This window comes from Candidatus Zixiibacteriota bacterium, from assembly GCA_020853795.1.
Classification (GTDB): domain Bacteria; phylum Zixibacteria; class MSB-5A5; order CAIYYT01; family CAIYYT01; genus JADJGC01.
The window spans coordinates 1-21,355 of sequence record JADYYF010000122.1; the positions used below are offsets into that span (position 1 = coordinate 1).

Below are 21,355 nucleotides of genomic sequence, written 5' to 3' on the forward strand. Positions count from 1 at the left end.
AAGATAAAGTGGCCAACAACCTCTCGACCGACGGCAATCTCCTGCAGTTTACGGTCGAATTGGACTCGGCAGCGCTGCCGGGAGTGTACCGGTTTAGCGGCCGGCGTACCGAAAACGATTTCGTCGGCGATTGTGCGCTGCCTTCAGGCAGATTGGCAGCCTGGCAAGCGACTCTGATTTCGCCGTTCGACGCGAAGGCAGACACGACACGCAAAGGCGATCGGAAGGAAGAGGAACCTGACACGACAATTGTGTCGCATCTGACCTATCCGAACCGCGCCTACGGATTGTCGGAGCAACCGCCGCAAGAAAACGTCTTGATTCGCAATGCCACCGTGTGGACCTCCGAGTCCGCCGGCGTGCTGGAGAATACGGACGTGCTGGTGACGAACGGCAAGTTCGCTGCTGTCGGCAAGGGACTTACGGCGCCCGCCGGCACCCGGGTGATCGATGCAACCGGCAAGCACCTGACCGCCGGCATCATCGACGAACACTCGCATATCGCCATCTCCAGGGGCGTCAATGAGGGGTCGCATTCGATAACGGCGGAGTGCCGCATCAGCGATGTCGTCAATCCGGAGGATGTTTCAATCTACCGGCACCTGGCTGGTGGCGTGACGATTTCCCACTTGCTGCACGGCTCGGCCAATCCGATCGGCGCGCTGGCACAAGTGATTAAGCACCGCTGGGGGCAGGATGCCGAAGGACTGAAAATGGTGGCGCCGCCGACCATCAAGTTTGCCCTCGGTGAGAACGTTAAGCAAAGCAACTGGGGAGAAAGATATACAAGCCGCTACCCGCAGACGCGCATGGGCGTCGAGACGATCATGCGCGATGAATTCACCGCGGCGCAGGAATATGAGGCGGCCTGGAAAGCCTACAACGCGCTGTCGAGTGCCGACAAGCAAAAGGCTGTACCGCCGCGGCGCGATTTGCGCTTGGAGTCGGTTGCGGATGTGGTCAATTCGCGGACGTTCATCCACTGCCATTCGTACGTCGCCACCGAAATCCTGATGCTGATGCGGTTGGCGGAGCAGTTTGGTTTCCGGGTCTACAATTTCACCCATATCCTCGAAGGGTACAAACTGGCCGATGAAATGCGTGAACACGGCGCGACGGCTGGATCATTCGCCGACTGGTGGGCCTACAAGTTCGAAGTCTACGAGGCGATTGCCTACAGCCCGGCGCTGATGTATGAACGGGGCGTAGTCACCGGCATCAATTCGGACGACGCGGAAATGGCGCGCCGGCTCAATCAGGAAGCGGGAAAATCGGTGAAGGTCTACGGCGACCTGACACTGGAAGACGCCCTTAAGATGGTCACGATCAACCCCGCGATTCAACTGAAGATCGATGATCGCGTCGGCAGCATCAAGGTAGGTAAGGACGCCGACTTTGTGATCTGGAACAACATCCCGGTGTCGACCTACGCCAAGGTCGAGCAGACGTGGATCGAAGGGCGCAATTACTTCTCGCTGGAAAAAGACCAACAAATGCGCGAGCAGATCGCCTCCGAACGGGCCGCGCTGATCCAGAAGGTGCTCAAAGCCGGCGGCGGCGAGAAAGGCGGAGAGGAGAACGGCTACAAAAGGCCGGAGAAAGTGTGGCGGTGTGACGATGCGATCGACGTGTGGAGGGTTCAGCCGTGAAAATGCAATCACTACTCATTGCCCTCCTGCTCGCGCTGGGCTGCGGCAGCCTGTTTTCCAATCCTTACGTCCCCGGCAGGAAGCAGGATCATCCGATTCTGCTCAAGGGCGGCGATCTATACACCATCAGTCATGGCATCTTGATGAATACCGATCTGCTCTTCGAGCAGGGACGGATAACGCAAATCGGTGCCAATCTGACGGTGCCTGCGAACGCAGAAGTGATCGATGTTACCGGCCGGCGCATTTACCCGGGCCTGATTGACGCCGCCTCCGGATTGGGTCTGGTCGAAATCGACGCCATCAGGGCGACCAAGGACAATGCTGAGGTTGGCCCGATCCATCCGGAAGTGCAATCACTAATCGCCTACAATCCCGATTCGGAAATCATCCCGACGGTGCGCTCAAACGGCATCCTACTGGCACTGGTAGCGCCGGAAGGCGGCGTGATCAGCGGGCGCGCCGCGCTGATGAAGCTGGACGGTTGGACACGGGAAGACTGCGTTGAAAAACCGGATGCTGCCCTGCAATTGAACTGGCCGCAGGCGGCGATCATTACCGCCTGGTGGAATGAGAGAACGCCGGAGGAGCAGAAGAAAGAGATGGCGGAGAGCCGTGAGCGTCTACGCGAGTCTTTCCGGACCGCCCGCGCTTACTATCTGGCGCGTAAGGCCGGAACTCAGAAAGAGGTTGACCTGCGTTGGGAGGCGATGATGCCAATCTTCGACGGAACGATGCCGGTCTACGTCAACGCCAACGATGTGCGCCAAATTGAAGAGGCCGTGTATTTCGCCAAGGAGCAGAACATCCGCATCGTCATCGCCGGCGGCCGCGAGGCGTATCGCGTCGCCGGCCTGCTCAAGGAAAACAATGTGCCGGTCGTGCTCGGGCGAACGCAGTTGCTGCCGTTCCGCGAGGACGACGACTACGACATTTCTTACAAACTACCAAAACTTCTCCAGGACGCCGGTGTGAAGTTCAGTTTCTCTTATGGCTATGCCACCTGGGCGTCGCGCTCGCTGCCGTTTCAGGCAGCGCAGGCGGTGGCCTTCGGTCTGGATCCTGATGTCGCGCTCAGATCATTAACACTGACTTCCGCGGAGATACTCGGCGTTGACCAGGAGCTGGGGTCGCTCGATGTCGGCAAGAAGGCGACCCTAATCGTGTCCGAGGGCGATATCCTCGATCCGATCTCACAACGCGTGACGCACGCCTTCATTGATGGCAAAAAGGTTGATCTGAATAACCGGCATAAGCAGTTGTACGAGAAGTACCGCCAGAAGACCTATCCGAATGACTGATGTTACCGCTGAGATGCAGCCGTGGATCACAAGTCCACGGCTTCGTCTTCCGGGGGCAGTTCAGAGCCGCATCGCTGCTTCATGAGGAATGTCGAAGCAGACATGGAGAAAACCCCGGATGATATGGGCCGTGAGACCCCAGACGGTATGATGGCCATATTCGTAGAAGTAGACCGGCACCAATTGCCCGCGATGCGAACGCTCCTCAACGCGGCAATTGCGCAAGTCCATGAAGAATGACAGGGGAATCTCTACGAGTTCTTCAATCTCATCGCGGCTAATCTTGAAATCGTACGGATGGGGAATCGTCGCGGCAATCGGCGTCACCAAATGATTGCTGATGGCAACGATATCGTCAAGGGCGCCGATGATGCGCGTATCGGCAGGGCGAATGCCGACTTCTTCGAACGTCTCGCGCAGCGCCGTTTCACTTATTGACTGATCGCCGGCTTCACGCGCACCACCCGGAAACGAGATTTGTCCCTTATGCGTGTCCACGCTGTGCGTGCGCAGCGTCAGCAGGAAGTGCGCTTCGCCATCTTTCTCGAAGATCGGCATCAACACCGCCGCCGGCGTGAAACCGTCGCTACCGATGACTCGCCGATGATGTGCGGCAAGGCGTTCTTCGATCTGTCTCAGAGTCGTCTGCATACTTATCATTCGTTGTCAACACCGCCGGCAGCCGATTGTTCCCCGGTCGACGTGTCGTTCAGCAGGAAGCGGATATTACGCCGCAATCCTTGATAGCGCGGGCGCATCACAGCCGTGTCTCTAAAAAGTTGATTGTACTGCGGCCGCGTCAGCGCCAGCCAATCAGCCCGCGTCATCGCCAGCAACTCCCGGGAAGCATCGAACAACGGTTCCTCGTGCGGCTGACTCCGCCGATTCCATGGACATACGTCCTGACAGATATCACAGCCGAACATCCAATTGTTGAATTTTCCGCGCAGCGCCGTCGGCAATTCACCCTGATACTCGATGGTGAAATACGAGATGCATCGGCGCGCGTCGAGAATCCATGGCTCAGCCAGCGCACCGGTCGGACAGGCATCCAGACACCGGCGACAGCCGGCGCATTGCTCCTGAATCGGCCTGTCGTATTCCAGCTCAAGGTCGACGATCAATTCGACAAGGAAGTAGAAACTGCCGCAGTCGGGCCCCAGGAGGAGCGTGTTTTTGCCGATCCAACCGAGTCCGGCACGCGCCGCCCAGGCCTTCTCCAGGACCGGGCCCGAGTCGACGAAAACTTCTCCATCGACTGCACCCACCTCCTGTCGGATCTCTTCCAGAAGTCGTCTTGCCCGCTTGCGCAGCACCCAATGATAATCCTTGCCGCGCGCGTACTTGGCAATCTTCGGTGCGGTTGGGTCGCTAGGTTCGCTGTCGGTGTAGTAGTTGTAAATGAGGCAAACCACCGACTTAGCGCCCGCGACCAGTTTCCGCGGATCGAGGCGCTCATCAAAGTGCTTCTCCATGTACGACATCTTTCCGTGTTTACCGAGCCGCAGCCATCGTTCCAGGCGGGGAGCCTCGGAGTCGAGCAACTCGGCGCGCGCAATTCCGCAGTAGGCGAATCCAAGAGCGCGGGCGCGTTCCTTGATGATGCGGGTGATCGCCGTCTTGTCCATTGACGCAGGATAGCACTTCACCGCCCCCGGTTCAAGTGCCGGTACAATAGATGGTGACGCTTGGACGTATTGAACTAAAGACCGACAAATACCTGGAGGATTGTACGTGACCGTTCATAGCCCCGAATTGGAAGCCTATCTATCATCGCTCCTTCCTGATCGCAACAGTGTTCTCGCCGACATGGAAGCCTACGCCCGTGAGCACAAATTTCCGATCATCGGCCCATTGGTAGGGCGTTTCTTGCAGCAGATGGTCCGCCTGACCAACGCCCGCCGCGTGTTTGAAATGGGTTCCGGCTACGGCTATTCGGCCGTCTGGTTCGCGACCGCCATGGCGGATGGCAGCATAGTTGAATGCACCGAGACCGATGCCGCCAACATTGCCCGGGGAAAGACTTTTGCTCAAGCCGCCGGCGTCGGCGACAGAATCGAGTGGCATCAGAGCGATGCGCTGGACGCGATGGCGACAGCAGCGGGCCCTTTCGACATCATCCTGAACGATGTGGATAAACATCAATACCCGCGTGCCCTCGAACTGGCTTGGCCGCAACTGCGACGGGGTGGAGTAATGATCACCGACAACGTGTTATGGTCTAACCGCGTCATTAACGAGAAGCCGCCGTCATCCGGCACAGCCGGCATTCTGGAATTCAACCGCAGCTCATACGCGCTGCCGGATGCCTTGAGCGTTATCATCCCGCTGCGCGACGGCTTGATGGTTTCGATCAAGCAATGACCGGCGCGCAACCCTGATGATGCATTTGCCCCCGGGGGTCGAGCACCTGATCATGTTCGACGGCTACTGCAATCTCTGCAACTCCTGGGTGAATTTCCTGCTCCGCGCCGACCGCCGCAAACGACTGTATTTCGCCTCGCTCCAATCGCCGGTCGCCGCCACATTGCTGCAATCGATAGCAGGCCTGGATCTGCACGAAAGTCTGGTGTTGGTTGAACGTGATCAGCTTACGACCCGGTCAACCGCCGTCTTGCGCGCCCTGTGGTTGCTCGGCGGAATCTGGCGCGTGACCGGCGTGTTCCGGCTGATTCCGCGCCGCGTGCGTGATCCACTCTACGACTTTGTCGCCAAACGACGCTATCGCTGGTTCGGACGGCGCGGGCAATGTCGCGTCCCTAACGAATCAGACCGTGATCGAATCTTGGCATAGAATTCGTTGCTCAGCACACGGTCGAATGCGTAAATAGCTATTATGGCAACTCGCAAGACTTTCGCAGCCAAAGCGGTCAAGAACTCCGATCAAATCCTCCTTGGGGCGCACATGTCGACCTCCGGCGGGCTGCATAATGCGATCGAGCACGGCGTCAACACCGGATGCACTTCAATTCAGATTTTCACCAAAAACAACAATCGTTGGGAACAGCGACCGACGACGGATGCAGAAGCAGAGAAGTTCATCGCCGCGCAGTCTGCCGCCGGCATCGAACCGGTAATCTCTCATACCGCATATCTGATCAATCTCGCCACCCCAAGCGAGGACTTGCATCGCAAGTCGGTTGCCGCGCTGGTCGATGAGATCAAGCGCGCGGAACAACTGCGGATTCCCGATGTCGTGTTGCATCCCGGGTCGCCGCTCGATCAAGGAGCGGAATACGGCATGAAGAAGATCATCGCGTCGCTGAATCGCGCGATTGATCAAACCGCTGTCTGCAGAGCGCGAATTGCACTGGAAGTCACCGCCGGCCAGGGAGCGCATCTGGGTTACACCTTCGAGCAGATCGCCGAGATGATTGCCGGTGTCGACGATCAGCGCCGTGTCAGTGTTTGCCTCGATACCTGCCACGTCTTCGCCGCCGGTTATGATATCCGGACGCGTGCAACCTACGACCAGACAATCGACCAATTCGATCGGATCATCGGGCTCAAGCACCTGAAGGTGATCCATCTCAACGACTCAATCAAAGGGCTGGGTTCGCGCATAGACCGCCATACCCACATCGGCGAAGGTGAGATCGGTAAGGACGCGTTCAAGTTCATCATGCAGGACGAGCGATTCCGCTCAATCCCGAAGCTTCTTGAAACTCCCAAGAGCGAAGACTACGAAGACGACTTGCGCAACCTGGCCTTACTGCGCAAACTGGCGATAGCGAAATAGCCCCGGCCCATCAGTTCGTCTTACCGAAGCATGACGCGATCATGCAGTTGCTGACGTTACGGCTTCGATTGACTTGAAATAGCGGCGGCGGAACCAGAGGGAAACGTTCACCAGCCCGATCAGCGTCGGTACCTCGACCAACGGACCAATCACTGCCGCAAACGCGACACCGGAGTTAACGCCGAACACCGCCACCGCCACCGCGATCGCCAACTCAAAGTTGTTGCTGGCAGCCGTGAACGACAGGGTCGTGGTCTTCGAGTAGTCGGCGCCGATGCGATGACCCATGTAGAAGCTGATCAGGAACATCACCACAAAATAAATCAGCAACGGAATCGCGATGCGGAGAACATCAAGTGGAATTTGTACGATCAAATCCCCCTTGAGGCTGAACATCACGAGAATCGTGAAAAGCAGGGCGATGAGCGTGATCGGGCTGATCTTCGGGATGAACACCCGATGGTACCACTCCTTGCCCTTGGCGTGCACCAGGATCAGCCGCGTCAGCATGCCGGCGAAAAAAGGAATGCCGAGGTAGATTAAGACGCTGACAGCGATCTCTCCCATGGTGACTTCGACCACGCTGCCGGTCAAGCCTAACCATTCGGGCAGGACGGTAATGAACACCCAGGCGTAGAAACTGTAGAATGCGATCTGAAAGATGCTGTTCAAGGCCACTAGACCGGCCGCGTACTCGGTGTCACCGGATGCCAACTCGTTCCAGACAATCACCATCGCAATGCAGCGCGCCAGACCGATCATGATCAGACCGGTCATATACTCCGGGTAGCCAGAGAGGAATACAATCGCCAGGGCGAACATTACAACAGGCCCGATCAGCCAGTTCTGCAACAACGACAGAGTCAGAATCTTCCAGTTGCGAATTACCTTACCGAGTTCTTCGTAGCGCACCTTGGCCAGCGGCGGATACATCATGAGAATGAGACCGATGGCAATCGGGATATTCGTCGTGCCCGACTGAAAACGGTTGATTACGCCTTCGACCGCGGGGTAGAAGTGCCCGATAGCGACACCGAGCGCCATCGTGGCAAAAATCCAGATGGTCAGATAACGATCAATGAAACCTAAACGTCGCGTGGGATTACACTCTGTCGTCAATGCGATTCCTCCGTCGTCAGAACTTTCGGCAGCGTCAAGATGAAATCGCGGATCTCATCGCGGACGCGGCGATAATGCGGAAGGGACTCTTCGAGGTTGGCCGCCTCCCGCGCCAGTCGCGGCGGATCGTCGAAACTACGGTGAATGATCTTCGTTGCGCCGGGAAACACCGGGCAGCTCTCGTGTGCCTGATCGCAAACAGTGACCACGTAATCAAACGGGATTTGCGCCAGATCGCGGACGTGCTTGGACGACTGCTGCGCGATGTCGACGCCGGCCTCTGCCATCACGCGCACCGCCAGCGGGTTGAGACCATGCGGCTCAACTCCGGCGGAATAAACTTCGAACCTATTGCCTAGCAATCGGCGCGCCCAGCCCTCCGCCATCTGCGAGCGGCAGGAATTGCCGGTACAAAGAAACAGAATGCGCATCATCTGCGAATCCGACAGCAGATCTCGTCCAGATCGGTCGCCAGAATTTCGCGCAACCGACGATCATCCTCGCGAGTCTCCGGCGTGCGCGCAAGACTATCAAGCACCCACTTCAAGGCGGCAGCAATTTCCGGACGGTTGCCGGTGTCAGCGATCCGGTAATACACCCAGCGCGCCGACTTGCGTGCTTCCACCAATCCGGCTTGTTTGAGAATCGTCATGTGTTTGGACACAGTTGATGGCGCCAGATCGAGCAGGCAGATCAACTGACAAACGCACAATTCCTGTTTGCGCAATGCGACCAGCGCCCGAACGCGGTTTTCATCCGAAAGGGCTTGACTTATCTCGGCGATATGTGACAACAATTGCGCCATAATTCGTTAAGTGACGAAATATAGTAATAAGCCTGTCCCTGTCAATACGGTTCATGGCAGCGGGATGTTAAAAATATATTTCAGGCTAAGGTACAGTCCAACCGCGATAAACACGATGCCGGTCGTCCGACGCGCCCACTTTTCGATGCGCGTAAGCTTGTCGAATACCCGGCCGATGGAGCTGACGCTCAAGCCGACCACGAAACCGACGGCCAGTACCGGTATCGCCGTGCCGATGCCGTAGCTCAGCGGCAGGAGCACCGGTGAATGTGCTTCCAACGCCAGTGGAATCAGACTGCCGAAGAACAGCGCCGCCGAGATCGGACAGAAAGACAGGGCAAAAACGAATCCGAGTGGTACGGAGCCCCAGATGCCCCAACGCGCGACGTGTCCTTGCATCTTTTCGCCCAGCCCCGATCCGGTGCCGGCGTAGCTCAGGAGATTCAGCAGAAACATTCCGGTAACGATCAACAACGGACCGAGGATCTGGTTCATGTACTTCTGCAAGAAACGTGATAACTCCGGCACTGAGAAGATACCGGCCACCAGCACGATGCCGATGGCGACGTAGGCAACCGTCCGCCCCAACGTGTATAGCACGCCGGCCGCGAGCATACGTCCGGGTGACTCGAGACGCCGGCCGATATATGAGATCGCCGCGATATTTGTCGCCAGCGGGCAAGGGCTGATCGAAGTCAGGAGCCCCAGCCAAATCGCCGAAGCCAGAGCCGTCAGCAGCGATTCCATCAGACGCGGCTCATGACCTTGCGAATCTCGGCGTCAACATATTGGCGAAAATCATCTTCCGTCCACACCAGCTCCCAGATCTTGTCAAGGTTCCACCAGTGCGGGTGCGCAGCCTCGCGATGATCGACCACGATCAATGATTGAGTGATCAGGGCGTAGTCGGCTTCGAAATGCTCGTTGCCGGGCGTCTCGATATTAACCACTTTCCAGACCAGTTTGCCGGCTTCAATCTCTGCCGCAAATTTCGTCGTGACGACGTCCCGCGATAATGCTTCGATCTTCAGACAAGTGGGACAGCGCTGGGTACGGTGGAAATAGTAGACGACAACCTTGCCGTCGAGTTTTTCGACGGTCGCCGCGCTGGAAGCCCCGCTGGTACCGCTGTTCTTGACGATAACGGCCGTGATGCTGGCGGCGACAAACAGCAGCAAAGCAATGGTGATGATAAGCTTGGATTTCATTGACTCGTTCCTCGACAAAGTATCGCTATTGAATCAGCTTCTTGATCTCGTCCAGCGACGGCACGCGCCCCGACACCTTCACCACTCCGTCAACCGCCAGCGCCGGTGTCATCATCACGCCCATGTGCATGATGGCTTGGATATCTTTGACCTTTAGCACTTCGCACTCGAGATCGAGTTCCCGTGCCGCCTGGCGCGTTAGGGCTTCAAGCTTCTCGCACTTGGGGCAACCGGTGCCCAGTACCTGAATCAGCTTCATCGTTTGCTCCCATCCTTAGGCCAGCGCCCCAAACACGAGGCCGCTGAGGGTTGACATCACTACTACCAGAGTCACATAGACGATAGTCTTCCTGGCTCCCAAAATCTGGCCGATGACTAGCATGCTCGGCAAAGACAACGCCGGGCCGGACAGAAGCAGCGCTAGCGCCGGACCTTTGCCCATGCCGGAGCCGATCAATCCCTGCAAGATCGGCACTTCGGTTAGAGTCGCGAAGTACATGAAGGCACCGATCACCGCAGCGAAAAGATTTGCCCCTAAGCCATTGCCGCCCACCACCGACGCGATCCAGTGCGAGGGAATCAGAGCTTCTTCTCCGGGCCGCCCCAGGAGAAATCCGGCGACCAGCACGCCCGCCAACAACAGCGGCATAATCTGCTTCGCAAAACCCCACGACTGTCCGAACCACTCCTCCGACTCCCCCCTCTCGGTCGCAGTGATCCAGGCCAGCGCCGCCAAACCGACTGCAAATGGAATTAGCGGCTGCTGGTGCGCGACTATAACCATCACCACAACCACAACACTCCCCACAGCGACCTTCCATGCCGTCGCGCGCAGCCAGCGAATCAGCACTACTCCCAGCCCGATGGCGGCTGCGCTGGTCAGATACCACTTGGCATGACCGATGGCACTCCAGAAGCCAACCTGGTTGTCGGCCTCGCTCCAGGTAGCGAAGACGAGAATCGCAATCTGCAGGCCGAAGAATGTCGCTGTCTGCCACAACGGGCGATGCACCTGAGTTTCGGGCTCGACGGCTGCGGCAGCCCGGCGTTCCCGCTCTTCTTTGCGATAGAACAAGTGCATCAGAAGACCGATCACGATACTGAAAACCACCGCGCCAACGGCCCTGGCGATGCCGAGTTCGATGCCCAAAACCCGCGCTGTCAAGATAATCGCCAGCACATTGATCGCCGGACCGGAGTACAAGAACGCTGTTGCCGGTCCGAGCCCGGCACCCATGCGATAAATGCCGGCAAACAGCGGCAAGACCGTGCAAGAACAGACCGCCAGCACGCTTCCTGAAATCGAGGCTACCCCGTAAGCGAGGGACTTGTGCGCCCGGGGACCTAAGTAGCGAATCACTGACTCCTGGCGGACAAATGCACCGATGGCGCCGGCGATGAAGAACGCCGGGATGAGACAGAGTAGCACATGTTCCCGCGCGTACCATTGCGTTAGCAGCAGACCTTCGAGAATCGAGCGCGTCAGTCGTTCTGAATCGAACGGGACAAAGTAGAAGAGCGCAAAGACTCCGGCGAGTATCGCAAAGATTCTTCCTTCTGTTTTCCAGTTGAAGCTCATAATCAGTGCCAACGTGTGTCCATGTTGTTTCTTATTTGGGCAAATCGCCAAAGCCCCTGGCAAAAAAACTACTTCGTCAACTGCACTTGCTCCCTGGCCTTCGATTTGAGTACACCCTCAACGCAGCCGAAGAAATTCAGCACGCACGGGACCTGCAGCCGGTAGAATACCTGCGCCCCGCGCTTCTCATCCGCCACGATCCCGGCGGCCTTGAGAATCGACAGATGTTTGGAAACGGTCGAGGTGTCGGCGCCGACCAACTCCGTCAACTCGCAGACACAGTGCTCGCGCTGGGCCAGGCGATCGACCACGAACAAACGCGTCGGGTGCGCCATCGCCTTGATGATCCGTGCCCGTGCTTCAAAGCGTGCCTGCGTTTTCTTATCCATCTGCACAACCTCCGTTCTTTCTATCGGCTATTTGGCAAAATAACCAAGTGATCTCTGCTGTCAAGTGTTGATTTCCTTTGTGAGAGCGATTGATCTCGGCCGGCCTACCGCCCCGCGTGCAGCCGCTTCGCCATAATGACGCTGCGATAGTTCGTAACATCCCACTGTTGGAAATCAACCTGGCGGTAGCCGCGCCGCTTGTACCAATCAATTAGGTGATGTGCCGTTTCGGCCGTGTCGAGCGCGATTTCGGCAAACCCGTTCTGCTGGGCGTGTTCCTCAACGTGGTGCATCAGCAGATTCGCGAGTCCCTGTCGCCGCAAGCCGGGCTCGACCGCCAGTTGTCCAATGTGGCAGACCTCCGGGCGCGTGTAGTAGGGACATCCGGAATGAGCGCCGGCGCGGTAAAACGTGATGCTGCCGACGATCCGGCCGCGCTGCTCGGCCACAAAGCACTCACCGGCCTCGATGCGTCGGCGCGTGGTCTCAACATCCTGATGCGTCGCCAGGAAGCGCAGCCCCATATCGGCCAGCATCTTGTACGCCCGGTGCAGCAGATCGGTCAACTCCTCCAACGAATCGGTGTTTTGCCACGGGCGAACCGTAATGTCCTTCGGTGTCATTTGCCGACTAAGATCGCGCATTTCAGCTGTCGCGTCAATCGCCCGATTTTCCGTGCCAGGATCGGCTGCGGAAATCCCGTTGGCGGCCGTGCGGCAAAATGTTATCTTCACGCCCAATCAGCGTTATCGCCCGGAACCTGGTTTGCGGGCCACAGCAACTCGCTTTCGATAAGGATCACATATGCGCAATGCCTTACTCAGAATAGCAGTGTTCAGCCTATTGGTCGGGGTGCTCGCCGCACCAACCGCATTCGGACTGACCTACGCCGAGCTCAAACCGGAGCAGAAGATTGCCGGCTTTGTCACCGAGTGCATTTATGAAAACGATGCGAATGCTCCGATCGGCGCGCGCTTCCGGCATGAACGCTCGGGTTTCGTCGCTGACCTCTTCACGATTCAGTCGCTGCCTCAGGCGTTCATGTGGTTCAACACGCTGCCGCCCTCCGATCAGGGTGAACCGCACACTTGCGAACATCTACTGCTGGGCAAGGGCACCAAGGGTCGCTATGTCGCGTCGACGGAAGATATGCTGCTTGGATCGAGCTCGGCGTTTACCATGCAACTTCGAACCTGCTATCACTTCAATTGCGCTTCCGGTACCGAGAACTTCTTCCGGCTCTTCGAGGCCAAGCTCGACGCCTTGCTCCATCCGAACTACTCCGACGAAGAAATCCGCCGCGAGGTGTGCCACGTCGGCCTGACGTCGGATCAAAGCACCGGCGCTGTCGGTCTGGAGGAAAAGGGCACCGTGTACAACGAGATGGTCCGTTCCTTCGAAAGTCCCTGGGGCGAGCTGATGCTGAGCCTCGGCCGGATGATTTACGGCAAGAATCATCCGCTCTCGTATGATGCGGGCGGCTACCCGCCGGCGATCCGCACAATGGAACCCGCCGACCTGCGGAAATTTCAGGAAGGCGCCTATCACATCAACAACATGGGCGTTGTCATTTCAATTCCCGATGACATCGCTCCGGAGCAATGTCTGACGCGGCTGGCTGAAATTCTCGACCGGGTTGAGCCGGAAGCGAAGGCCGGCAGTCACCCGTCGATCCTCGATCAACAGATGCCGCCCACGCAGCCGACAGTCGCCGGTGAGATCCGTATCGTGGATTTCCCGGCCCAGCAAGAATCGGAGCCGGGGCTCCTGGTCTTCGGCTGGCCGACCCGCAACTTTGCCGACAACAACGAACGCTATCTCTTTGAACTACTGATTGAAAATCTGGCCGGCGATCAAACATCGATTCTCAGTCGGCGTTTCATCGACTCGCAATCGCGAATTATGGACGTCGGCGCAACCTCCGTCGGCAGTTGGGTCGGCGACGATTGGGGCCATCCCGCTTATATCTACTTTGGCGACATCAGCCGCGGGGCCTGCACGCCGGCTACCATCGATTCGATTCGGGCGCTGATCCTTGGAGAAATTGCCGCCGTCGCTGCCTATGCCGATTCAGCGCCGGAATTGCTTGAATTAAACCACAGCCTGCTTGACCGCATTACCGCGCGTGAGCGCAACCTGCGCAGCTTCTTGAACTCGCCGCCGCGGTTCGGTGAACGCAGCTCCGGCTCGGAGTGGATGAATTATGTCAATCGCCTGCACCAGAGCGGTGGCTTCAAACGCTCCCTGGTCTTTGCGGCTGAGACCGAATCTGCCCGCCGACAGCTCGCCGGCGCCAAGAATATCTGGCGCGACCTGATTGCCCGGTGGCAGTTGGATGTACAGCGCCCCTACGCTGTCGCGGCCGTGGCTAATCCCCAGTTGATCGCTGACTCCGAGAATGCCCGCAAGCAACGACTCGAAGGCTACCTCAAGGAGATCAAATCCAGGTATCAGGTGACCTCCGATGAACAGGCCATTCAACTCTTCCAGCGCGACTACGATGCCCAGACGGCGCTCATCGACTCGGCGGCGGCGACGATCAAGCTGCCGGCTTTTGCCGCGAATCCCCCGATGACACTGGATGATCCACTGCGCTTCAGCACCGAGTCGATAAACGGCCAGGTGCCCCTGATTGCTTCGACCTTTGAGAATATCACGGACGCGACCGTTGGATTGGCTTTCGGACTTGAGGCGGTACCGGAACAAGATTTGGTGTATCTGGCGGCACTGCCGGCCTTGATCACCGATATCGGCGTCGTGACCGACTCCGGCGCGCTTGCATACGACCAGATGCAACAGCGCCTGCGGCAGGAGATCGGTGGTCTCTCCGCGTACTTCAACGCCAACTATCGCACCCAGCGTGTCGAACTCAATTTGCGCGTCGAGGGCAGCAATCAGCCGGAGGCGCTGCGCGCGCTCGAATGGCTCGATCGGGTCCTGTTCGACAGCTATTTATCGCCGGAGAATCTTTCGCGCATTCGCGACGCGGTCGACATCGCTCTGGCCAACCACCGCTCGACCATGCGTCATGCCGAGGAAGCGTGGGTGGAGGATCCGGCCGATGCTTATTGGCGCCAATCGAATCCGCTGCTCTTGTCCGCCGATTGCTTCCTGACCAAGAGCTTCAACCTGCACAGGGTGCGCTGGATGCTCAAGGATGTCGGCGATCCGGCCGGCTTCGCAAGATTCATGGAGGAGCTGGCGGCGGCCGGTGCCGGACGCAATCGCGAAGCGCTTAATGATCTCCTGGCTACACTTACGGGTGAGAAGAAAGAAACCTGGTCGTCAGCGATTGTTGCCGGTCTCACCGGAAGGTTCCTGATCGCCGATCCCCGCAACGCCGAGCTCGTGAAGGCGGCAGCGGATGACTTGATGCGGCTCATCCCGGACGTGCCTGATGCTACGCTCACCACCGACTGGCAGCTTTTGTGCTGGCAGATCGCCAACGATGGCGGCGTTGAACCGGAGGTAGCGTTGGCGCGCATCCGTCAGGTCATCGAAACCATTCGGCGCACCGACAATGTCCGTGCCTGGCTTGTATCCAACTCCGCTACTCGTTCCGTACTGCTGCCCAAACTGAATGGCATCATCGGCAAGTTCAATCCCCAGCCCGCGCAGCGTCAGCGCTATTCGCAAACACCGATCGTCAAGGCGCGTTTGCTGCAACGCGCACCGGAAGCGACGACGCCGATCTATGTCGGCCTTGTCAACGAGAACACGCGTTCCGGTGTGCATGTCAATACCGCCGATTGTGCCAGCTTCGCGCAGTTCACCCCCGACGGCCTGATCGACTTTCTGGCGGCACGACTCTATGGCGGCGGTGGCGCGCACTCCATGTTCATGAAAACCTGGAGCGCCGGGTTGGCTTACTCCAACGGCCTGCGCAGCCGCGAAACCACTGGCCGGATCGTCTACTACGCTGAGCGCTGTCCCGATCTGGCGCAGACGATGCAGTTCGTCGTGAGCGAACTCAAGAAAGCGCCGAGCGACCCCGCCCTCGGTGACTACGCCGTCGCTCAGGCGTTTGGCGCGAACCGCGCCGGGTCGACCTATGAATCGCGTGGTGAGGCGATCGCTCGCGACCTGGTCGACGGTATTACGCCACAAACGGTGCGTGCTTTCCGGGAGGGTATCCTTGCACTCCATCGCCAGCCGAATTTCTACCAGAAGGTGCAATCACGCATGGAGCCGGTCTACGGTTTGCTGCTGCCGGATTACGGCCCAAGCGGTGCGGAATCCGTCGCCAAGGCCAATGCGGTCAATTTCGCGATCGGCCCTGAGAAGCAACTGCAATCGTACGAGCGCTATTTGCAGAGCGTCGAACCGGGCGCCAAATTGTATCGCATCTTCCCGCGCGACTACTGGCTGGTGCCGGAGTTGCCGGGGAAATAGGTCGCCGACCGGCCGTCATTCGTGATCGATTTCGACGCGCGAGATTCGGCCGTCCAAGTCTGAGTGGCCGTGATGTTTCTGCTCGATGACGCCGTCGTTGACGATCGATTCGAGGCTGGGCACGAAGTAGTAGGGGACGTTGCGCAGCACCCTGATTTCGGTCCAGTCAGAGCTTGTCTCACCGTTGCGATCGTCGAATAACCGCAGGCGTGTGCCTTGGTTTACGTTGAGCAGCCTCAACGCGCGCACATTGTCTCTTGGGAAGCCACGTAGACCGCCGGCTTCCAGTACTTGAGCGGGATCATCTGAAGTCACAAAGATCACGCGACTGCAGGAATTGTTGCCGGCAAGAAATTCGATACTATGCTTGTACGGCAAGCGACATAGATCATCGTCATACCACCACGGCTGGTACGCCGGGCCGTGGGGAACCGTAGCCCCGGTACCTGAGTCGGATCCCCAACGGCCGGAAAATCGCAGCCAGGGCGGAGCACTCGGTTCGTTCACTTCCGGAAGTCCCTCCAACCGATCTCTGCAGATCAAGCGAATACAATCATCGCTTTGCGGCGCGATCTCATCGTCTGGTAGTGCGGCGTTGTTGCCGATCACGTCTTTCAGTACATCCAGGATTCTCGGATCCGCCAGCATCGCGACAGTCCGGCGCTTGTTGCCCGGAGTCGGGTAACTGGCGTGCGAATGCTTGGCGCTGTATACGACGGGGTGTGTCGTCGGCGAGTTGTCCTCAACCGGCTGCAGACTGTAACCGAAAGGATTGTTCGCCGACACCGCGCGATACCAGCGACCTTCGAAGTAGTGTGCCGAGAAATAGACTGCCGCAACGGCAGTGGCGGTAGGGTTGAGGCGGACGGTGATATGCTCGAAGTCGCCGTCGTGATTTCCCCAGCCTGCCAACTTGCCGTTGTATGGGTAGAAGAAGATGTAGACCAAATCCCAGGATCGCTGCGGGCGCGCCACCCAGCGCAAGCGGAAATAACATTTCGCTTCGTCGAGATTGCCCTCCCGCAACTCCTGGGGATCGTCTGCCATTGACGGGTTTAGATAGAGGTTGCTTGGATAGGCGTGGCTTGAACACTCACCTCGATGCATGACCCCAAGCAACCGACTGGGAGATTTTCCCAACTCTGGATAAGGGACAAGTACTTCTTCGTGCACTCCAGGTTTGCCGTACATTAACGCGCAGGCTTCCACATAACGCTGTGCGTCCCACGGCCGATAGCGATCTTGCGCATGCAGGTACAGCACTGGCGAGTACTTGCGTGCCAACTCCCAACGTGCTTGCGGGTCAGCGAACTTGCACCGCGACTTCATCCGCAACTCGCGTCGTGAGCAACCGTGGCTGCCGAAGAACATCGGTTCATGGATACCTCCTTTGGCTCTCGGGTTGGATCAGTATTGGACCAACTGTGGGCTAAGAAAATGTCTACCGCGGGTGGCGTCAATCACATCGTGATTAGATGTGATGTATAACTTCTCCTGAAACAAAAACGGCCGGTGAATCACCGGCCGTTCTGTCAGTGGTATTTCGATTCTACCAAATGCGAACAATCAGACTTGCCGGTCGCAGCAAGGACTTGCCGGGTTGGCAGCCGAAGGCTGCGGCGAACTCCGGCATGTTTGCTAACGTACCGTTGACGCGGAAGCGATCCGGCGAGTGCGGATCCGTGGCGAGATACATCTTCTCCGCCTCCGGCCGAATTTTGGAGCGCCAGATGTGCGCAAAGCCGATGAAGAACCGCTGATCGCCGGTCAGGTCGTCAATTACTGGCGCCGGCTCATCCGCCAGCGACTTCTTGTAGGCATAATAGGCGATCTTCAGTCCGCCCAGGTCGGCGATGTTCTCACCCGAAGTCAGATCGCCGTTGACGCGGAAGGTGTCGATCGCAATATACTCGGAGTACTGCTTCCGAATCATATCAGCCCGCTCTTCGAACTTCTTGCCGTCTTCCGGCGTCCACCAGTCGCGCAGGTTGCCGTCAGCGTCAAACTTGCGGCCCTCATCATCGAACCCGTGCGTTAGCTCGTGCCCGATCACCGAACCGATGCCGCCGTAGTTGACGGCATCATCCACGCCCGGATCGAAAAACGGTGGCTGCAAAATGCCGGCCGGGAAGACGATCTCGTTGCTCAAAGCACTGTAGTAAGCATTGATCGTCGGCGGCGTCATGCCGAATTCTGTCGGATCGTGCGGCTTGTTGATCTTGCCCAGCTCGAACCGCGAGTTGTACTCGGCCGCGCGCATGACATTCTGAACATAGCTGTCGGTCTTGATCGTCAGCGGCGCGTGATCGCGCCATTTTTCTGGATAGCCGATCTTCCAATTGATCTTCTCCAGCTTCTTGAACGCCTCTTGCCGTGTCGGTTCGCTGATCCAGTCGATTGCCGCAAGACGGTCGTGCAAAGCCGCTTTCAAGTTGATGACCATCTCCTCAACGTGGTGCTTTGATTCCGGCGTGAAATAGCGCGCCACATACGCCCGCCCCAGCAATTCGCCGACCGCAAAGTCCATCGTTGCGATCACACGCTTCCACCGCGGCCGCAGCTCCTTGCGCCCCTGCAGGATCCGGCCGTTAAAGTCGAACTGCTCGTTGACAAACGCCGAACTCAGATACGGCGCTGCCGCCTCAATCAAATGAAACCGTAGATAAGCTTTCCAGTCGTCGAGCGGAATCTCCTTCACCATCGCGCCGACTTCCTTCATGAACACCACTTGCGCGACATTGAGTCCGCCGGGATCGGCAACTCCCAGCGCGCTGAAGTATCGTTTCCAGTCCAAGCCGGGGCTCATCGCCGCCAGTTGCTCGAGACTCGTCTTGTTGTAGGTAGAATCAGGATCGCGTTGTTGCACCGGTGTCATCGACGCCTTTGCCAAACGTGTCTCGAGCGCCAGAATCTTGCCGGTGGCCTGGTCGGCGGCAGCCGGCGCCTCGCCGGCTAACTGCAGCAGTTTCGAAACGTGAGCACGGTACTTCTCCCGCAACGCCACCTGCTCCGGATCGTCGCTGAGATAGTATTCGCGATCCGGTAGACCCAGTCCGCCCTGATGCAGGTTAGCGATATCGAGATTGCTGTTCTTGGCGTCCTGATATACCCACAATTCAAACGGCACGTTGACGGCGATCAGGTTGAGGCGGGCGATCGCGTCTTGGAGCGACGCGGCATCCTTGATTGCGGCGATCCGATTCAGCTCTTCGGCGAGCGGCTCAATTCCTGCCTTCTCAACGGCGGCGGAATCGATCGCCGTGCGATAAAAGTCGGCGACCTTCTGCTCAATAGTACCCGGCGCTGCATTCGCCTCTATTGCGTCTTCGATCACCGACTTCAGCTGCTGGATGTTATTCTCATACAGCTCACCCCATGCGCCCCAACTCGCGCGATCCGGCGGAATTTCGTTATTCTTCAGCCAGGTGCCGTTGGCAAATTCATAGAAGTTGGCGCAAGGATCGGCAGTGCGGTCCAGGTGCGCGACATTGGCCCCGCGCAGTTGCTCGGCGGTGAGCGTCGGCATCGTCGCCAACAGCGCGATTAGGCCAAGTGCCAACGTTGTCAATACACTTCGATGCTTGATTGAAATCATGCTTCTATCCTTCAGTAGGTAGCGGTGGTGTAACAGTCTGTCAGCTCATGACATTATATACGGAGACGGCAGTCAGAATGACTTATCCGATGTGCGGGAATTTGCCTGATTTTTGCTGCTCAATCGGGTTCCGAATCTTGCCGCTTCCGCAAGTAGTCCATCGCGGGTTTGGAAACGTAGAGCTTGTTCTTCCCCGACTCGGTCAGTGGAATCTCGTGGACGCGCTCAATCGTGAAGCTAAACTCGCTTCCAAAGTAGTTTTTGTAAACCTCCAGTAGCAGCCTTTGATCATCGTCGCCGTTAAAGGCTCTGGTGGGAACATAGGTTATATGCAGCTGATCAAGCGTCGTCTGCTCGACCCGCACGCGCTCAAACTTCTCGGCGCCGACGGCCAACTCGATCTGCGGATACACCAGTCCCTTCCGCGTCAGGATCAAGTCCTTGCCGCGTCCCCCCACCACCGTCATTACCGGATACGGCGCCACAGCATCCGCCGGATGACCGTGAAGAATCCCCACATCATCGGTGTGGTAGCGAATCAGCGGGAAGGCGTAATTCACCAAGGAGGTAGCCACGATATCGGCCGGAGTCCCGGCAACTGCCTTGCCGGCTCCGTCAACAAATTCAAGATAACAGTACTCACTCTGAACATACTTGCGGCCATCCGCAAGTTGCGTCGCGGCCACCGTGTTCTCCCGATTTCCGTAGTAATCGACAATTGTGCAACCAAAGAATGATGCGATGGCACGGCGGTACTGGGGATAAATCATCTCGCCGGTCGTATAGACGATCGGTACATGAAACGGTTCCAGACCATTGTCTTGAAAATGCAATACGAGAGTGGACAGATTTGCCGGCTGGCAGTAGATGAGCTTGGGGCCGAACTCCTTCATCCGCCGGTAGATTGCGGGCGCGTGCTCGTGGCGGATGCTAAACTGCTCGATCATCAGCAGATTCTCATTGTAGTCGATCGGCATCTGGTCGTGGTCTTTCAGGAACTTGAGGATACCGGTAAACTGCGCGCGCGGTTCCCGGAAACGGTAGCCGATATTGTGGTAGTGGCGCCACATGATCGCCTTGCGCCAAACTTCGGCCTCGGCTGAGCGAAACACCCGCAACCGGTCGCGGCTCGTCCCGCTGGTAACCGTCTGCACCGGCTTGAGCCGCTCGAATTCGTCCGACTTCAGCTCCTCGGCGAACTCGTTGACCTCATCACGCGTCAGAAAGGGTATCCGTGCGAAATCCGAAGGCGTCTTGATGTCCCCCGGTTCCATGCCGATCTGTGCAAAGCGTCGGCGATAGAACGGCACATGTTCATGGGCATAGCGCAGCAATTCCAGCAGCCGCCGCCACTGATAGGCCCCGATCTCATCGCGGGTTCGGGTCTGATGTTCCTGCAGGAACCTGAACACCTCACAAAACCGCCGTCCGTACTTGACCGGCAATGGAATGATCGTATGGCGCGCGCGACGCAGCGAATCGAGAATACTCACCGTAGAACCAGCTCGAATGATTGTATTGAGAGCATGACACACAATCTAGCAGCCGCTGACGAGGAGCCAAGAGGAAAGCACTCGCC

The 21,355-nt window shown here is 57.9% G+C and carries 20 protein-coding genes; 6 read left to right on the plus strand and 14 right to left on the minus strand.

Annotation, left to right across the window (positions count from 1 at the left end; genetic code table 11):
* On the plus strand, positions 1-1,649 hold a 1,649-nt coding region (locus IT585_09570; GenBank protein MCC6963487.1), incomplete at its 5' end, for an amidohydrolase.
* Between the two features lie 2 nt (positions 1,650-1,651).
* On the plus strand, positions 1,652-2,950 hold the full coding sequence (locus IT585_09575) for an amidohydrolase family protein (GenBank protein MCC6963488.1): 1,299 nt from the start codon (positions 1,652-1,654) through the stop codon (positions 2,948-2,950).
* Positions 2,951-3,010: 60 nt separating this feature from the next.
* Here the strand turns inward: IT585_09575 and IT585_09580 are convergent, their stop codons facing one another.
* Together IT585_09580 and queG are read right to left on the minus strand one after the other, a co-directional pair.
* Entirely contained in the window at positions 3,011-3,601 is a 591-nt protein-coding gene (locus tag IT585_09580) for a CoA pyrophosphatase (protein MCC6963489.1), read from the minus strand.
* Positions 3,602-3,606: 5 nt separating this feature from the next.
* Complete coding sequence (gene queG, locus IT585_09585; GenBank protein ID MCC6963490.1) at positions 3,607-4,578, minus strand: tRNA epoxyqueuosine(34) reductase QueG; 972 nt, start codon at positions 4,576-4,578, stop codon at positions 3,607-3,609.
* A 106-nt stretch (positions 4,579-4,684) separates the two neighbouring features.
* Here queG and IT585_09590 point away from each other — a divergent pair, with 106 nt between their 5' ends.
* From IT585_09590 to IT585_09600, 3 genes are read left to right on the plus strand one after another with little or no spacing between them, the layout of a single operon-like run.
* Positions 4,685-5,314 (plus strand): O-methyltransferase, encoded by a 630-nt coding sequence (locus IT585_09590; GenBank protein MCC6963491.1) that lies wholly within the window; start codon positions 4,685-4,687, stop codon positions 5,312-5,314.
* Positions 5,315-5,330: 16 nt separating this feature from the next.
* On the plus strand, positions 5,331-5,744 hold the full coding sequence (locus IT585_09595; protein ID MCC6963492.1) for a DUF393 domain-containing protein: 414 nt from the start codon (positions 5,331-5,333) through the stop codon (positions 5,742-5,744).
* Positions 5,745-5,786: 42 nt separating this feature from the next.
* Complete coding sequence (locus tag IT585_09600) at positions 5,787-6,689, plus strand: deoxyribonuclease IV (protein MCC6963493.1); 903 nt, start codon at positions 5,787-5,789, stop codon at positions 6,687-6,689.
* 39 nt (positions 6,690-6,728) lie between these two features.
* Here IT585_09600 and arsB read toward each other — a convergent pair whose 3' ends face one another.
* From arsB to IT585_09645, 9 genes are all read right to left on the minus strand, one after another.
* Positions 6,729-7,733, minus strand: coding sequence for an ACR3 family arsenite efflux transporter (gene arsB / locus IT585_09605; GenBank protein MCC6963494.1), 1,005 nt, complete (start codon positions 7,731-7,733; stop codon positions 6,729-6,731).
* Positions 7,734-7,804: 71 nt separating this feature from the next.
* Entirely contained in the window at positions 7,805-8,242 is a 438-nt protein-coding gene (locus IT585_09610; GenBank protein MCC6963495.1) for an arsenate reductase ArsC, read from the minus strand.
* Complete coding sequence (locus IT585_09615) at positions 8,239-8,613, minus strand: winged helix-turn-helix transcriptional regulator (protein ID MCC6963496.1); 375 nt, start codon at positions 8,611-8,613, stop codon at positions 8,239-8,241. The genes IT585_09610 and IT585_09615 overlap by 4 nt, the downstream gene beginning before the upstream one ends.
* A 51-nt stretch (positions 8,614-8,664) precedes the next feature.
* Positions 8,665-9,360 carry a sulfite exporter TauE/SafE family protein gene (locus tag IT585_09620; protein MCC6963497.1) on the minus strand — a complete coding sequence of 232 codons (696 nt, stop codon included), beginning with the start codon at positions 9,358-9,360 and terminating at the stop codon, positions 8,665-8,667.
* A complete protein-coding gene (locus tag IT585_09625) occupies positions 9,360-9,821 on the minus strand; it encodes a hypothetical protein (GenBank protein ID MCC6963498.1) in 462 nt (153 codons plus the stop codon). Before IT585_09625 ends, IT585_09620 begins: the two co-directional genes overlap by 1 nt.
* A 25-nt stretch (positions 9,822-9,846) precedes the next feature.
* Positions 9,847-10,080, minus strand: coding sequence for a TM0996/MTH895 family glutaredoxin-like protein (locus IT585_09630; GenBank protein ID MCC6963499.1), 234 nt, complete (start codon positions 10,078-10,080; stop codon positions 9,847-9,849).
* A 15-nt stretch (positions 10,081-10,095) separates the two neighbouring features.
* Positions 10,096-11,400 (minus strand): permease, encoded by a 1,305-nt coding sequence (locus IT585_09635; GenBank protein ID MCC6963500.1) that lies wholly within the window; start codon positions 11,398-11,400, stop codon positions 10,096-10,098.
* A 68-nt stretch (positions 11,401-11,468) separates the two neighbouring features.
* Positions 11,469-11,789: a winged helix-turn-helix transcriptional regulator gene (locus tag IT585_09640; protein ID MCC6963501.1), complete on the minus strand. Its 321-nt coding sequence runs from the start codon at positions 11,787-11,789 to the stop codon at positions 11,469-11,471.
* 104 nt (positions 11,790-11,893) lie between these two features.
* The gene (locus tag IT585_09645; GenBank protein MCC6963502.1) at positions 11,894-12,412 is read right to left on the minus strand and encodes a GNAT family N-acetyltransferase; all 519 of its coding nucleotides are present in this window, start codon (positions 12,410-12,412) and stop codon (positions 11,894-11,896) included.
* A gap of 181 nt (positions 12,413-12,593) precedes the next feature.
* Between IT585_09645 and IT585_09650 the strand changes: the two genes are divergently transcribed.
* Complete coding sequence (locus IT585_09650) at positions 12,594-16,181, plus strand: hypothetical protein (protein ID MCC6963503.1); 3,588 nt, start codon at positions 12,594-12,596, stop codon at positions 16,179-16,181.
* Positions 16,182-16,196: 15 nt separating this feature from the next.
* Here IT585_09650 and IT585_09655 read toward each other — a convergent pair whose 3' ends face one another.
* From IT585_09655 to IT585_09665, 3 genes are all read right to left on the minus strand, one after another.
* The gene (locus IT585_09655; GenBank protein ID MCC6963504.1) at positions 16,197-17,510 is read right to left on the minus strand and encodes a Vps62-related protein; all 1,314 of its coding nucleotides are present in this window, start codon (positions 17,508-17,510) and stop codon (positions 16,197-16,199) included.
* A gap of 220 nt (positions 17,511-17,730) precedes the next feature.
* Positions 17,731-19,776, minus strand: a complete 2,046-nt coding sequence (locus IT585_09660; GenBank protein MCC6963505.1) for a M13 family metallopeptidase — start codon at positions 19,774-19,776, stop codon at positions 17,731-17,733.
* Positions 19,777-19,895: 119 nt separating this feature from the next.
* A complete protein-coding gene (locus IT585_09665; GenBank protein MCC6963506.1) occupies positions 19,896-21,269 on the minus strand; it encodes a phenylacetate--CoA ligase family protein in 1,374 nt (457 codons plus the stop codon).
* Positions 21,270-21,355 lie beyond the last annotated feature (86 nt).